The sequence below is a fragment of the Candidatus Moraniibacteriota bacterium genome, from assembly GCA_035390125.1.
GTDB lineage: Bacteria > Patescibacteriota > Minisyncoccia > Moranbacterales > GWC2-37-73 > DAOOTD01.
This window is the reverse complement of record DAOOTD010000001.1, coordinates 1-14,923: the sequence shown is the minus strand read 5'-3', so window position 1 is coordinate 14,923 and position 14,923 is coordinate 1. Positions and strand designations below refer to the sequence as shown.

Genomic DNA, 14,923 nt, shown 5'->3' with positions numbered 1-14,923 from the left:
TTATAACAATTTTTCTATATTAACTTGTGAAATTAATTCTTCAATTTTTTCTTGCGATAGCAATCCTTTTTGTCCGCCATATTCAGTCACAGAATTGCTACTATTTATAATCCCCCATTTTAAAGCTTCTTCAAGGCTTTTATCTTTCAAATGAGCCGCTAGAAATGCTCCTGTAAATGCATCTCCTGCTCCAGTTGTATCAACAGCCTTTCTTACAAGTGCGTCTACATGTAAAATCTGATCTCCATCAAATCCCCATGCTCCTCTAATACCATCAGTAATAACAACTACTTTCATCCCTAATTCTTTTATTTTTTTAACCAAAAAAATTTCGTCATTAAGCTCATTATCCAATGATTTTGTTATTGATGATATAATTTCAATTGCTTCATCTTTATTGACAATAAGGATCTGGGATTGTCCAGCTGCTGCAACAACTTTTTGCGGATCTTTTTTAATATTTTTCTGTCCCGGATTAAAAGCTAGCTTCAGATCATTTTCTTTAGCTATTTTCAATATCTTATCAATTTTATTTTCCCAACTTTCTTCTTGATTTCCATTAAGTGAACTAATAAAAATCCATTTAGTATCTACTCTTTCTATTTCTTCCGTGAGTATTTCAAGTTTTTCATTAGAATCACGATCAGAAAATATAATTTTATCTCCACTAGGAAGATGATCTAAGATAAATGAAAGATCGCTTTGACACTTTTCATCTGTCTGGATTAAGTCTGTTTCAACACCTTCCTTTTTTAACTCATCCTTAATCCATTTTCCTGATTGATCATTACCCACACGAGTACAGCAAAAAGATTTAATGCTTAGGCGTGCTAAACCACAAGCTACATTTGCAGCACAACCGCCAACGGCTTCATGGCGAACATTAGCCAATTGATATTTGGCTCCTAATTCAAAAGCGATTTTTCTTTGGGCCTCTAAATCTTCCGGCGTTTCCATTATCAATCCCCCATCTATTGGAAAAAATACGTCTTTAGTAGACGAACCGATACAAATAATTTTCATAACCCAATAAATTTAAAAAAATTACTTTATTTCTTCTTCTATTTTCATCAATCTATTATATTTACAAAGTCTTTCACCACGCGAAAGTGATCCTGACTTTATAAATTCAGCTGCAGTTCCGACTGCCAAATCAGCAATAAAATCATCCGTTGTTTCTCCGCTACGATGAGAAATCATAACCTTCATTTTGTTTTTCTTGGCTAATTTTATACAGTCTAGAGTTTCACTAAGTGTTCCAATTTGATTAACTTTAATAAGAACAGCATTGCAGGCTTTTTCTTTGATAGCGCGTTCGACTCTTTTCACATTCGTCACTAATAAATCGTCTCCGATAAGCAAATTTTGTTTTAAAATATTTTTTGCAATACCTTCTAGGATTGGTTTTTTTGCAATCTTATCGGTCATCATCGCCCACCCCTGCCAATCATCTTCTGCTAGGCCGTCCTCTATGGAAACCACATGATATTTGTCTATCCACTCGCGGTACATTGCAACCAGACGTTCTTTTTCCAAATGAGCGCCTTCTGGTTTCAGTGTATAATTCCCCTCCTCTTCATCATAAAAATTACTCGCTGCAGCATCTATTCCAAGATTGATTTGGGCGCCTAGTTTATAATCGCTCTTAATTATGGCCTGGTTTATCATTTCAAGCGCCTGGGTATTGCTTTCCAGCTTGGGAGAAAAACCTCCTTCGTCCCCGACACCGCTGCTTTGATGCGTAGCTTCAATAATTTTTTTTAGTGTATGGAAAATTTCACTTCCAGCACGAAGCTGCTCTGAAAACTTTTTGATGCCTGTCGGAATAATTTTAAATTCCTGTATGCTTAACCCGCTATCACTGTGCTTTCCCCCATTGAGAACATTGAACATAGGAACCGGGATTTTCATTTTCTCACTGCTTTTTGAAATTTTATTAATATATTTATAAAGAGGTAAACCCTCGCTTTTAGCCGCAGCTTTACATACTGCAAGTGAAACTCCCAAAATAGCGTTAGCCCCCAGATTTGATTTATTTTCTGTTCCATCAAAATCCAGCATTATCTTATCAATTTTAAATTGATCAAAAACATCTTTACCAATAAGCTTGTTCTGAATTTTTTTATTAACATTTTCTACAGCCTTAAGAACTCCTAGACCTCCATACCTCTTTTCATCTCCATCCCGCAGTTCAAGAGCTTCGAATTTGCCGGTTGAGGCACCAGAAGGAACTGCTGCAACAGCGCTGATTCCATTATCCAATGAAACTTCTACTTCAACAGTTGGATTTCCTCTAGAATCCAATATTTCTCTTGCATAAACTTTAGAAATTTTTGGCATTTTTTTATTTTTCTAAAAATTAAATCTGATTTTTATTATTATAGCATAAATATTATTTTAGAGCCTCAATTCCAGGCATTTTATTCCCTCCAAGATAATCAAGCATAGCTCCTCCGCCAGTTGAAACAAAATTTACTTTATTTAAAGCATTTTTTTTCTCAAGAATTTCAAGGGTTTCCCCACCTCCAATAACAACATAAGCCTTACTTTCTAAAATAGTTTGGAGTATTTTATCGGAACTTACGGAATATTTTTTTTCTTCAAATTTTCCAGTTGGCCCATTCCAAACAATTGTTTTGGATGATTTTATAAATTCTTCGAATATTTCTAATGTTTTTGGACCTATGTCCAATCTGTCATCTACAAAATCGATTGGCAAAATAACTTTGTCGCTAAATTCAATTTTCTTATCTAAAGCTTCATTGGCGATTTTTCCACCTACCAGAATATGGTCATATTTATTTTCAAAAAAATTTATAACGGGCAATTTTGTTTCTATTTTAGCGCCGCCTATTATGGCTATGGCAGGTTTTTCAAAATTATTCTTTATCTTTTCCATTTCTTCAATTTCTTTTTGCAACCTCAAGCCCGAAAAGCTGGGCAAAAAATTAGTGATTCCAGTAACCGAGGCTTGATCCCTATGACTAACACTGAAAGCGTCATTAATAAAAACATCAAAATTGTTAGCCAATTTTCGTGCGAAATCTTTTTCATTACTTTCTTCCCCTTCATAAAAACGCACGTTTTCTAAAAGCAAAATTTCATTTGCACTCAAATCATTAAGTTTGTTTTTTATTTCTTCCGAAAGACAGTCTCCAATGAAAAAAATTTTAGTTTCTAATATATTTTCTATATCATTTTTTATTTGCCGCAAGGATAATTCTGGATTAATTTTACCTTCTGGTCGTCCGAAATGTGAAACCATAGCTACTTTACATTTTTTTTCGAGAAGATAATTAAGTGTTTCCTTGGCGGCTTCTATTTTGAATCCCTCCTTAACCTTTCCGTCTTTAACAGCCACGTTAAAATCAACCCTGAGTATAACTTTTTTGTTAAATAGATTAGCTTCTTGTATTTTTTTCATTTCAGTTAAGTTTATTAATTTAAGGTTAGTGAATTTTACCCATTCCAAAAATTGCAATCAAGACTCCCAAAAGCGCCGTAATCATAGTAAAAATCCAAGCGCGCATTGTAATTTTAGCTTCCGGCCAGCCTTTGGCTTCAAAATGATGATGGATTGGGGCGGCTAAAAAAACTTTCTTATGAAAAAATTTCTTACTCAATAATTGTATAGTTACGCTTCCTGACTCCAAAATGTAAAAAAATGCAATAACAAAAAGAACCAGGACTGAATTGGTCAGCATCGCCACAACACCCAATGTTGCTCCAAGCGAAACCGCTCCTGTGTCTCCCATGAAGAAACGGGCAGGATAAATATTAAACCAAAGAAACGCAAGTATAGAACCCGCTAAAGCTGCACAAAATGAGGCTAAGTTAACTTTATTCTGCATAAAAGCTATTATGGCAAAGGAAAAGAATGCCATAAGCAGAACTCCCCCATTAAGGCCATCTAATCCATCGGTTTCATTTGAAGAAATAGCAGAAAATAGAATCACAAAAATGAAAAGAGGAATATACCAAAAACCTATAGAAAAATCTCCCACTGCTGGAATATGAATAGTGTCCCATCCTAACTTATAGAAAAACCACCATGATCCGTATGCCGCAATAACTAATAGCCATCCAAAACGCATTATAAAACGCATGCCTCCGCCCTTATTTTTCCCCCACCCACGTACGCTCATAATGTCGTCAAAAAATCCCAATACGCCGGCGGCAGTAAGGGCAAAAAGAGGAAGCCAGACCTGCGAGCGGCTTAGAAAATCAAGCCGGGCTATAAAATTTATATTCAAATATTTTGCAATCCAAGGAAAGATATAATGCGAAGAAAAGACTAAAATTAAAATTGCAATCCAAATCACAGCTCCACCCATTGTTGGAGTTCCTGCCTTTTCAGCGTGTAATTTATTTATAAAATTCAATTTTTCCCCATTTACATCGGTACTTTTTATTTTGATGCCTATTTTATATTTATAAAGTATATGGGTCCAAAGTGGAGTAATTAAAAATGTTAAAATGCAGGCAATTAAGCCCGTAGCAAAAATTTTCAATACATTTATTGCTTCAGGAATTGTTTGAATTTGAGCAAATTCCATATATTTTATGCAGGATTGTGAAAAATTAAAGTTTGCTTACTTCAGATTTATTAATATGGTTCCATACATATGAATCGAATGCCCAACTCGTCATATTTTTTACATCTTGCCAGCGCGTGTTATCGTCTAAGACAACTGCTACAACACGATGCTTTTTAGTTGAATCTGAAACGACTGCAAGAAGCGAGCGGCCAGCCAACGGAGTAAACCCAGTTTTACAACCCAAAGCATTCGGTATTTGTACAATATTTAAAACAGTATTTAGAATATCATGTTCGGTTTTTCCGTCTGTTGAACAGATTGATATTGGATTGTCCTGCGAAAAATTAAATATTTTCCATATTTCATTATACCTGAGAGAATAAGCAGTTATTTTAGCAATATCATAGGCGGAAGAATAACACTCTGACTCACGTCCATCAGGTTCCAACCCAGAAGGAGTGCAAAAATGACTATCAACAAGGCCGAGTTCTTTAGCTCTTTTATTCATGAGTTCAGCAAATGCATCCTGTGAACCAGAAATATGTTTTCCGAGTGCTATGGCTGCATCATTTGCACTATTTAATAATGCTGCCTCTAAAAGATTTTTAACAGATATTTTTTCTCCAACCATTAATCTTTGTCCATTACAAAATCCGCTACGAGGACAACCTATTTTTGTTCCATCAGCATAAATTGCTTCTTCATCAATTACGACTTCTTCATCTAGGTTTTTTACTTTCTCCACTACCAATAATGCTGTCATAATTTTTGTTAGCGATGCTATTTGTCTCTGCTGTTTGCCATTATTATCATGCAAAACTATTCCAGTATCAGCATCAATAACCACTGAAGCATGTGCTCCAGGAACCACGAGATCTTTTATTCCATCTTTCCTTGTAGGTTGATATTCCGGATAATCAACAGCTTGAGCTTTGGTTTTTTTAGGCTCTTTAGATTTAGAAGATTCCACACCCCTTACTTCAGACTGAATACTGTGGCTACCCGATTTAAAATTAGTCTGTTCTCCAACAGAAAAAATTTCCTGCATGACCAAGAAAGAATTCAATGGAAAAATTACAATCATCAAAATTGTAGCCCACATTGCCATAGTCTTTTTATTACTCGTTATTAATGATAGAATTAATCCTTTCGTCTACTGAAAGTGTATCATATTCCGGGAGTTTTTTCACGCCATCAACGCCTAATTTTTTAAGGAAATCAAAGGAAACCGAATATACATAGCTTCTGCCATCCCTAGGATCACTATTTCTTTCAATCAAGCCACGTAAAAGCAAATTTCGCAAGGTATAAGAACAATTAACACCACGAATAGCCTCAATTTCTGCCTTTGAAATAGGAGAACGGTATGCAATTATCGAAACAACCTCCAGCGCCGCACTGGAAAGAGAATCCTGCAGTTCGCTTTTAACCAAGCTTTCGATGTATTGGGCGTTTTCTGGATTTGAAACTAGCTGAATTTCATTATCTTTTTTTATTAAAGTCAAACCACTTTCTGCTTTTGAATATTTTTCCGAAATATTTTCTATGCATTTCTCTATATCTTCAATCTGAACTTTCTCTGATAAAATTTTGAATAATTTTGCTTTTTTAATCGGTTCACCATTAACAAATAAAATGCTTTCTATTATCGACTGTAATTTTTCTTGTTCCATATTTTTTTATTTATAATTTTTATTCTATGTTTTTCATGTGTATCTCGGAAAACAATTCGTTCTGTTCGACATGGATTAGTTTTTGTTTAATCAATTCCAGCATCGCCAAAAATGAAACTATAATTTCTACCTTGTCCTTAGCATTAGACACGAGTTCCGAAAAAGAAGTTTCAACCTTTTCCTGCAGAGTGTTCTGCAAATGAATAATTTTATCTTCCAATGTCAGAATTTCCTTTACCATTTCCTCTTCAAGTTTATCTGCTATTGGTATTTCTCCTAGTATTCTAGAAAATGTTTTTGCTAAATCATCTACGTTAATGTTTTCTGGAGGGAAAAAAAACACGCCTCTTCCGGAAAATCCTTCCCTAGAAAAACTTTCCTTTGGACAACTATATAGCAAGCCCATTTTTTTTGAAGCTTCTTTGAATTTTTTGTATTCTGCCAATTGATATTCCAGATCCTTGATTTCTGCTTCTTCCTCTTCTGTAAATTCAAGCAAAGGAAGCAAAGCTTTTGATTTTATCAGAATAAGCTTAGAAGCTATAGACAAAAAATCAGCCAGATGTCCAAGTGTTATATTTTGGGCATTGGCAACATATTCCAAATACTGGTCAGCGATTTTTGCTAAGCTAACTCTGGTTATATCAAGCTTTTGGTCTTCTGTCATCTGTAGCAAAAGATCTAGTGGGCCTTCAAAGTTTTCAGTTTTAATTTGGTAATTATGCATACTAAATTTCTTTTTCGGCCTTATTGTCAACCAATTTGACCGCGACAAAAAGCGCCAAAAAGGCAGAAAATGAGACTATTAAAAAAACTGATTTCAATGGGAAAAATATTAATATTATAGCTGAAATAGCCGTGGCTAAAATGTAAGCCACTGAAGGGGTAGTCCTGAAAAAACTTATAATATCAACATCTCTGCCGTCTATTTTTTTATAAAAATAAGAATCACGCAAAGTTTCTATGATTGTCGCCCCTATACGGGTTATAAACAAAATGATACCCCATACCCAAACAGAAGTTGATGAAATAAAAAAAATGCTGCCTGAAGAAAACATAATTATGACCAGCCCTAAAATTATCATTTCTTTTTCTCCAAAATTTTTATCAGCCAAAAAACCGACTAAATATCCAAAGAAAACAAAAGGTAAAAGCATTATTGTAAAAATAACACCAATTTTAGACCAAGACATGCCTAGCTCAAGCAGATGCAAAGAAGTATAAACCACCATAAGCGCAAAGAAAAACTCTAAAGCCAGGGAAATTGAATATATTTTCATGACATCTGAATTCACGAATATTTTTTTGAATAAGTCACGAATCGTCAGATCTTGAGAAAATCTTTGATTGATATTACGCAAACCAAGCAGCGCAACCATGAACATAAACATGCTTATTATCATGGAAAGAAAAAATAAACCATTAAATCCAAATTTTTCCAGAATTTGAGTAGAAATAAGCGGACCCACTAAAAACCCTGCATTAAGAATGGTTAGATGTATTCCGCGGATACGCCCAGATTTTTTATCTTCAGAATAGCTTTCTATCATAATATCAAGAACCACCCAGGCTAAATAGCTGGAAACTATGAAAGACATTAAAAGAAAAACTCCTAAAAGTGAAGGCTGGGTGAAGATAAGAAAAGTCACACTGCAAACCTGAAAAAATAAAAAAATAAACATGGTCGTTGCTTTTCCGAACTGTTTGATTATTTTATGCATATTTAAAACGCCAACTAGAGCCACCGCATAACTTATGAAATAAAAAATGCTGACATTGCTTGAACCGAAAGATTCTCTGAAGTAATCAGCAATTACATAAACCAAAACAGCCTGGGAAAACCCAAATAAAAAAGAAATAAAACCCAAAAGTTTTAATTTCTTTTTGTCCACATGTTCAATGTGTTTTTCAAAAACTTTTACCATTATTTATGTTTTGTTTTTAACTTATTTTAAAAAGCAATTAAATAGTCTTCTTTTGCTTTGCAATTTTAATTCCAGCCTCGGAAAGTTGTTTTTCATCTAATTCACTTGGGGATCCCATCATTAAGTCCTTAGCTTCACCATCCTTAGGAAAAGCAATGACTTCCCTGATATTCGGTTCGTTTTGCAATATCATAACCAAGCGATCAAGCCCGGCTGCCATTCCACCATGTGGCGGAGCACCAAAAGTAAAGGCCTCTAGCATATGCCCGAAACGTAATTGTATATCTTCTTCTTTTAATCCTAAAATTTCAAAAATCTTGTGCTGTAATTCTTTGGAATGAATTCTGACACTGCCACCACCAATTTCATATCCATTTAGGACAATATCGTAAGCTTTAGCACGAGCTTCGAGTGGTTTCTTTTCAAGCAATTCAATATCTTCATCAAGTGGCGCCGTGAAAGGGTGATGTGAAGATCCGATTTCTCCTTCATCATTTTTTTCAAACATAGGGAAATCAACCACCCAACAAAAGGCTAGCTCATTAGGATCATTTTTATCATTTCGCATATCTGGCTTATCATTCCCATATCTTTCTATAGATTCTTTATAGGTAATAACAGGAAAAGGAATCCGCTTGATTTTTTTCTCTGGATAAATTTCTTTTACCAGCGCAATCATGCATTCTTCATAAATATGCATGATTTCCTGCTGGGTAGAAAAACTTATTTCAACATCAAGCTGTGTAAATTCCGGCTGACGATCGCCACGCTGATCTTCATCACGGAAACATTTTGCTATTTGAAAATACTTTTCAATTCCAGAAATCATCAATAGCTGCTTGAACTGCTGTGGTGATTGCGGAAGCACATAAAAATTGCCCTTATGAATACGCGATGGAACAATATATTCACGCGAACCTTCAGGCGTTCCCTTGGTCAAAATAGGAGTTTCAACTTCTATAAATCCTGTTTGGGAATAAAAGTTCCTGATAAAATTAATGATCTTGCTCCGCATTAAAATATTGTTCCTCATTCTTTCTGTGCGCAAATCAAGATAGCGATATTTTAACCTTATATCTTCATGTACTTCAGCAGTGCTTTTTGTCAGTTCAAAAGATGGAGTTTTCGATTCATTAAGAATATTTATAGCAGTTACTTCTAATTCAACTCCTCCTGTTGGAGATTTTTCATTCCTGGCACTCATTGGCCTTTCTTTTACAACGCCCTTCATCTCAATCACAAATTCACTGCGAAGTTTTTTGGCTGTATCACAAACTTTAACATAATCCGGAATCACAACTGTCTGGAGAATTCCGCTGGAATCGCGCAGATCTATGAAAATAATTTTTCCATGATCGCGACGCACATGAACCCAGCCGGCAAGTTTAACTTCTTGTCCGATAAATTTTGGCGTTTCAATTATATTAATTCTTTGCATAAAATTATTTTTTATTTCAATAATTCAGCCACTCTTCTTGAAATATCACTGGGAACAATTTTCGTTTTCTCATAAAAATCTGTAATACCCATGTCTTCTACCATTTTTTTGTTTTCATCAGATACAGATGCAGAAAGCACGATAAGCGGAATATCTTTTGTTTTGTCATCCATTTTTATGCGATGAATTATTTCGTCTCCGCCCATGGCCGGCATTACCATATCAGTTATGATCAAATCATATTCATTTTCGGCTGCCATCCGGCTTCCCCATGCTCCATTTTGAGCATATTCAACTGTATACCCATCATCTTCCAGTTTTTTCCCGAACATCTCGAGAAAAATTTTTTCATCCTCTATGAATAATATCCTTTTGTTTTTACTGGCACTGTTTTTTCCTTTCCCGTTGATGCGTTCTTTATTTTTTTTTTGCTCTCCGTATTTATTTAAAATCTTGAGAATTTCTTGGGCTAATTGTGACGGGGTAAATTCAGTTTTGCCAATAAAGCCTTCTGCGCCATTATTTTTTGTTTCTTCTTCATATTCAGACTTGTCGAGATTGCTAAAAATGAAAACTTTCAGGTCAGGATTGTAGTTACCGCTCATCTTAAGCTCTTTTAAAACGTCCATGCCGCTCATTTCAGGAAGCACCATATCCAAAAGTACAAGGTCATAATCGCTTTCTGCCGCAAATTTCAAGACCTCTTTACCAGTGGTTGCATTGACAACTTCCAGTCCGACCGATTCGAACTTTTTTTTGTATATTTCAACAATCATCGGATCATCTTCAACAAGGAGTATTTTTGACATATTTTTGTTTGAAAATAAAAAATTTAAGACATTCTTATTGTACCTAAAATAAGACAAAATAGCAACCTTATGGTTGCTATTTTGAAGTCTTGATATTTTATATATATTTAACTGTTTATCGGTATTTCAATCATAAATCTGCTTCCCATTCCTGGCCCATCCGATTCTACCCAAACTGCCCCATGGTGGGCTTCGGCAATAGCCTTGCCGACATAAAGACCCAGTCCAGTACCACTGACATGTAAACGCGACACATCTTTGCCTCGTGAGAATTTCCTGAAAAGAAAATGTATTTCTTCCTTAGGTATTCCTATCCCCGTGTCAGAAACTGTGATCCTGACAACTTTTCCATACGACGATTTTTCTTCGGTTTTGACAAACCCCCTGTCATCTATGATCACGCCTTCATCTCTAATTTCTGCGCTTATGGTTACTCCCCCTTTTTCTGTATATTTCAAGGCATTGTCAATAAAATTAGAAACTAATTCACGCACCTTATTAAAATCCATTTTAAATTCAGGTATCGGATCCTTTGGCAGTTTTAAATCAAGATAAAACTTCTTTGATTTGGCAAGAATCAGGAAGTTTTCATAAAGGTCACTCAACATTTTACCTATATTGGCATTTTCAAATGAAAATGTCATTCTGCCTGATTCAATACGTGAAACATTCAACAGGTCTTCAATGAGATTGGCAAGGTTTTCACTGGAAACATATATTTTTTCAATGGCCCCGCGTATCGTATTGCTCATTTCACCATATGATCCCTCCATAAGAAGCGATGAAAATCCCTTGATGGCTGTAACAGGAGTCCTAAGCTGATGAGAAGCAATAGAAATAAATTCAGTCTTGGCATTGTCCAAAACTCTTAATTGATCGTTTGCTTCAGCTAAACTATCGGCCATTTTTTGCAACATTTCTTTACGCTCCACTTCAAGTTTTACTGAACGAATAAGTGCTATGCCAATTCCGCCTACCAATACAAGTGTTATTCCTGTTAAAACTATGCTTGCTGTGTTTTTTATAAATAAAAATTGCGAACCAATAAGAATAATCAATCCTATAACTAGAGCTTGTGCACCAATAAGTTTAATATTAAATGCTTTATATTTAACGATAATATAAGCAAGAAAACCCATAAATATTGGCATACCGAAATATCCATATTGAGAAGATACCCAATCAGAAGTAAAACTACCAATGATATTACCAGAAGAAAAAGTTAAAAGAAAAATGGAAATACCAATTGCAAAATATATAATTTTATTTTTTTCTTTATAATCATTTGATGTTCTGTATCTTATTATTGATAATATTATTATCCAGAAAGAAGAAATTATTTCCAAAAAATAAGTATAATAGAGTGCAAGTGGACCTTCAATAGCATCACAAGTAGCTACATTGACTCCCAATAAATTAAATTTTGTTGGAACAAGCACTATAAGCGGCAATAGCAATAAAAATAATATACCCTTTTTTAAAAAAGAAATATCTTTTTTGTATATAAAAACATAAGTTAAATATAAACTAAGGATATAAATGAGTGGCTCTATTAATATTGTCAGAGACCAAAAAAATATAACACTTCTACTTTCTACTGTCGCGAATAACACTAAAGCAAAAAATCCCCAAATAAAAAACGCTATTGAAACTAAAAAGAGTAGTTTAGAATCCAATTCATTTTTTCTTTTATATAAAACAAAAAAACCTAAAAGCAAAGAAATCAGCATCCCAGGTATTAATGCATAATACAAAATAAACGGCACATCACTAGATAATATTAAAAAATTTGGATATTCGCCTGGACACAAAATGTTGCTCATTTTTGTTTTTTATTTATTTTTTTAATTTCTTCCTCAATGAAAGGAACAAAATATCCTTTATACTTATTCTGCAACCTAGGTATTTTCCAATCATCCTCTGTCACGATTTTCCTACAAGTACTTTTTCCACATTCACATTTTATTTTCCACGGCTTTGTTCCTTTCACGTGATAATGCGCTTGTGCATAATCGAACGTAATTTCTTCATCTTTTTTTATTTTTCTCATCGAAACCAATGTTAACTGACCTTTATTACCAGCATTCGGTTCACAACTATGATTAAATTTATAATTATCTTCTAATAGATCAAAGTTTTTTGGTCCAATATAAAAAAATTTTTCAACTTGATAAAAATAGTCCTGTAATTTTATAGGTAACCTTTCACATTCTTCTGAAGTAAGAATAAAACCACCCGAAATAGCAATTATTTCTCCTTTTTTTATGTCTTCTCTCGCAAAAATTCCATCTCCTTTATTTGCAGTTTTTCTTGTCTCTACTTTTGGACTAATCCAAGAAAAAGTTCTTCTATTTTTTTTCATTTTCTGACTTTAAAAATAAATTTGATAATTTTTTATCTTCTCTTCCTTTCCAATTGCCTTTATGATAAGCATAACTAGCAATCAATGGAAAAGCTAATGTTGCTTCGGCGTAAACCATTTGTTCATTGTCCAATTCGACTTTTCCCCATGTTCGAGCTTCTTTGAATGTAGAACTTGAACATCCTCCATCTCTAACATCAGCTACGGTAATTTGAATAGCATACTTGTGCCTTGGCATAAACTTTCCTGAATATTCAGTACAAACAACAACATCTTGTAAGAAATTTTTAGGAGTACCTCCACCTATAATAACTACTCCCGTTTCTTTAGTATTCATTTTAAGTTTAGCTAATTCCCTAAAATCTCTCACTGAATCTATAGTAAGATGATTTTTTAAATTTTCTGTCTGATGTTTCACTAATCCAAATCCGGCAGCACAATCAGAGAAGGCTGGGCAAAATATAGGAATATTTTTCTTGAAGGCCCACTGAATTAATGAGTCTTTTTTCTTAGCTATATTTGGGTTATTTTCTAAGAATCTACCCATTTCCCAAATAAATTCCCTTGAAGAATAAGGTCTTTTTTCTAAATTATCTGCTATCTCTGCTATAACAAAACCGCATTTTTCGAGTTCTTTATCATCTGTATATGTATCATATATTCTATCAATACCTAGTTCTCCCAGTTCAGCATTGTCAACATCTACATCTCCTTTGTAATGTTTGTATCCTAGTGCCTCAAAAAAATCCATATCAACAACACTTGCTCCGGTAGCTACTATTGCATCAACCATATTATTTTTAACCATATCAACGTAAACTTGCATACAACCTGCTGCGCTAGTGCTCCCAGATAAAGCTAAAATAACCGTACAATCTTTATCATAAAGCATTTTGTCATATAATTCAGCTGATCTAGCAAGGTCTCTAGCAGAAAAAGACATGCTTTTCATTGCTTCAACAATTTTTGTTGTATCTATTTCCTTTATATCGATATGTTTTATTGTCTCTTTCAAAAAATCTTTTCTATTCTTCATTTGCTTATTTGATTTAAAAAAATTTTACTTTTTGATTTAATGTTTCAATTAATTCAATATTTATAATTATATAAAAATAATATTAATTTAGCAACCAAATAAAAAAGGGTTCGAGATAAGATTATCAAGAACCCTCATTTTAAAACATCATAGCCAAGATTAAAAATCTTGACTAATAATAATATTCTAATTGCAGAAAAGAACATTACAGCTAATACTTTTTTCATAGTAGTGTTCAATTCGCGATTGAAGAACATAGTTGCAACCTCCGAGCCATCCCAGAGGCTGAATTTTATTAAGCTGTAGCCTAAAAAAATTCCTCCAGCTTGTTTATTAATTTCATATAAAGCATCAAAAGATCTTCTATATGCTGCCATCAGAATGAAATCATCAACAATATTTTGGCTAATAAAAATAAAAGTTAAAGCCACTAAAACATCAAGTGCCCACGCAACTAAAAACATTGTATTCCATGAGCAATTATAATACTTTAGTGCCCCTATTGTTGAAACTATAATAATTTCAACACCCCAATCTGACAAAAAATAAGCTACCCATTTAGTTGCAGTCTTTGTTGTTTTAGCCGCAATTTGTCTTTTACTTTCTTTTTCTTTTATTTCCAGGTAGGCAAATACGACAACTTTCAGTACTGACCATGCGCCATAAATTGTTGCCTGCCCATATTCCAGCCAAAAACCCCAACCATTTGAAAATATCGCTGTTATTAAACAACCAGCAAAAAGTTTCAAATAATGACCCGCTTCGGTTTCTGGATGAAAAATCCAGATAACAAGTAAAATCTGAAAAACAACAAATGCCGCGAGAGTCGCGGCCAATCTTGCTAACCGCTTCATCACGACACCTCCTATGATTTTTTAAATTACTGTTCTATTGGCCATTATTGACCAATGTTTAAGTATACACCTAAAAACATGTTTTGTCAACTATGTATATAATACATTGGCTTAAATAAGCCATTTTATAAAAATTTCTACATCTCCCAGAAGGTGACCGTTAAAATTAAATAAAATAAAGCAAGCATCGCCACATTACCTACTAGCATTTACGTGCAATTATCTCCACTATACCATGAATATGTTTTTCTTCTTTGCCTGGATGACCTTTGTCTACAACTATACCTT

Annotated in this window: 14 protein-coding genes; all 14 read right to left on the bottom strand. The window is 34.0% G+C overall.

From position 1 onward, the window contains the following. On the bottom strand, positions 1–1,023 hold the full coding sequence (locus tag PLR68_00070; protein HOW60139.1) for a carbohydrate kinase family protein: 1,023 nt from the start codon (positions 1,021–1,023) through the stop codon (positions 1–3). Between the two features lie 21 nt (positions 1,024–1,044). Then, on the bottom strand, positions 1,045–2,340 hold the full coding sequence (eno, locus tag PLR68_00065; GenBank protein ID HOW60138.1) for a phosphopyruvate hydratase: 1,296 nt from the start codon (positions 2,338–2,340) through the stop codon (positions 1,045–1,047). Between the two features lie 52 nt (positions 2,341–2,392). After that, the gene (gene pgk / locus PLR68_00060; GenBank protein ID HOW60137.1) at positions 2,393–3,424 is read right to left on the bottom strand and encodes a phosphoglycerate kinase; all 1,032 of its coding nucleotides are present in this window, start codon (positions 3,422–3,424) and stop codon (positions 2,393–2,395) included. A 25-nt stretch (positions 3,425–3,449) separates the two neighbouring features. Next, positions 3,450–4,556 (bottom strand): phospho-N-acetylmuramoyl-pentapeptide-transferase, encoded by a 1,107-nt coding sequence (locus PLR68_00055; protein HOW60136.1) that lies wholly within the window; start codon positions 4,554–4,556, stop codon positions 3,450–3,452. Between the two features lie 25 nt (positions 4,557–4,581). Next, positions 4,582–5,646, bottom strand: a complete 1,065-nt coding sequence (locus PLR68_00050; protein HOW60135.1) for a hypothetical protein — start codon at positions 5,644–5,646, stop codon at positions 4,582–4,584. Positions 5,647–5,656: 10 nt separating this feature from the next. After that, positions 5,657–6,211, bottom strand: coding sequence for an SMC-Scp complex subunit ScpB (scpB, locus tag PLR68_00045; GenBank protein HOW60134.1), 555 nt, complete (start codon positions 6,209–6,211; stop codon positions 5,657–5,659). Positions 6,212–6,230: 19 nt separating this feature from the next. Continuing rightward, a complete protein-coding gene (locus PLR68_00040) occupies positions 6,231–6,938 on the bottom strand; it encodes a segregation/condensation protein A (GenBank protein ID HOW60133.1) in 708 nt (235 codons plus the stop codon). Between the two features lies 1 nt (position 6,939). Next, positions 6,940–8,136, bottom strand: coding sequence for an MFS transporter (locus tag PLR68_00035; protein ID HOW60132.1), 1,197 nt, complete (start codon positions 8,134–8,136; stop codon positions 6,940–6,942). A 37-nt stretch (positions 8,137–8,173) separates the two neighbouring features. Beyond that, positions 8,174–9,574 (bottom strand): aspartate--tRNA ligase, encoded by a 1,401-nt coding sequence (gene aspS, locus PLR68_00030; GenBank protein HOW60131.1) that lies wholly within the window; start codon positions 9,572–9,574, stop codon positions 8,174–8,176. A gap of 11 nt (positions 9,575–9,585) precedes the next feature. After that, entirely contained in the window at positions 9,586–10,383 is a 798-nt protein-coding gene (locus tag PLR68_00025; protein ID HOW60130.1) for a response regulator, read from the bottom strand. A gap of 107 nt (positions 10,384–10,490) precedes the next feature. Further along, a complete protein-coding gene (locus PLR68_00020) occupies positions 10,491–12,206 on the bottom strand; it encodes a HAMP domain-containing sensor histidine kinase (GenBank protein HOW60129.1) in 1,716 nt (571 codons plus the stop codon). After that, positions 12,203–12,745, bottom strand: a complete 543-nt coding sequence (locus tag PLR68_00015) for an SET domain-containing protein (protein ID HOW60128.1) — start codon at positions 12,743–12,745, stop codon at positions 12,203–12,205. Before PLR68_00015 ends, PLR68_00020 begins: the two co-directional genes overlap by 4 nt. Continuing rightward, a complete protein-coding gene (locus tag PLR68_00010; GenBank protein ID HOW60127.1) occupies positions 12,732–13,781 on the bottom strand; it encodes a deoxyhypusine synthase in 1,050 nt (349 codons plus the stop codon). The genes PLR68_00015 and PLR68_00010 overlap by 14 nt, the downstream gene beginning before the upstream one ends. Before the next feature lie 134 nt (positions 13,782–13,915). Then, positions 13,916–14,635 carry a hypothetical protein gene (locus PLR68_00005; protein ID HOW60126.1) on the bottom strand — a complete coding sequence of 240 codons (720 nt, stop codon included), beginning with the start codon at positions 14,633–14,635 and terminating at the stop codon, positions 13,916–13,918. Positions 14,636–14,923: the final 288 nt, after the last annotated feature.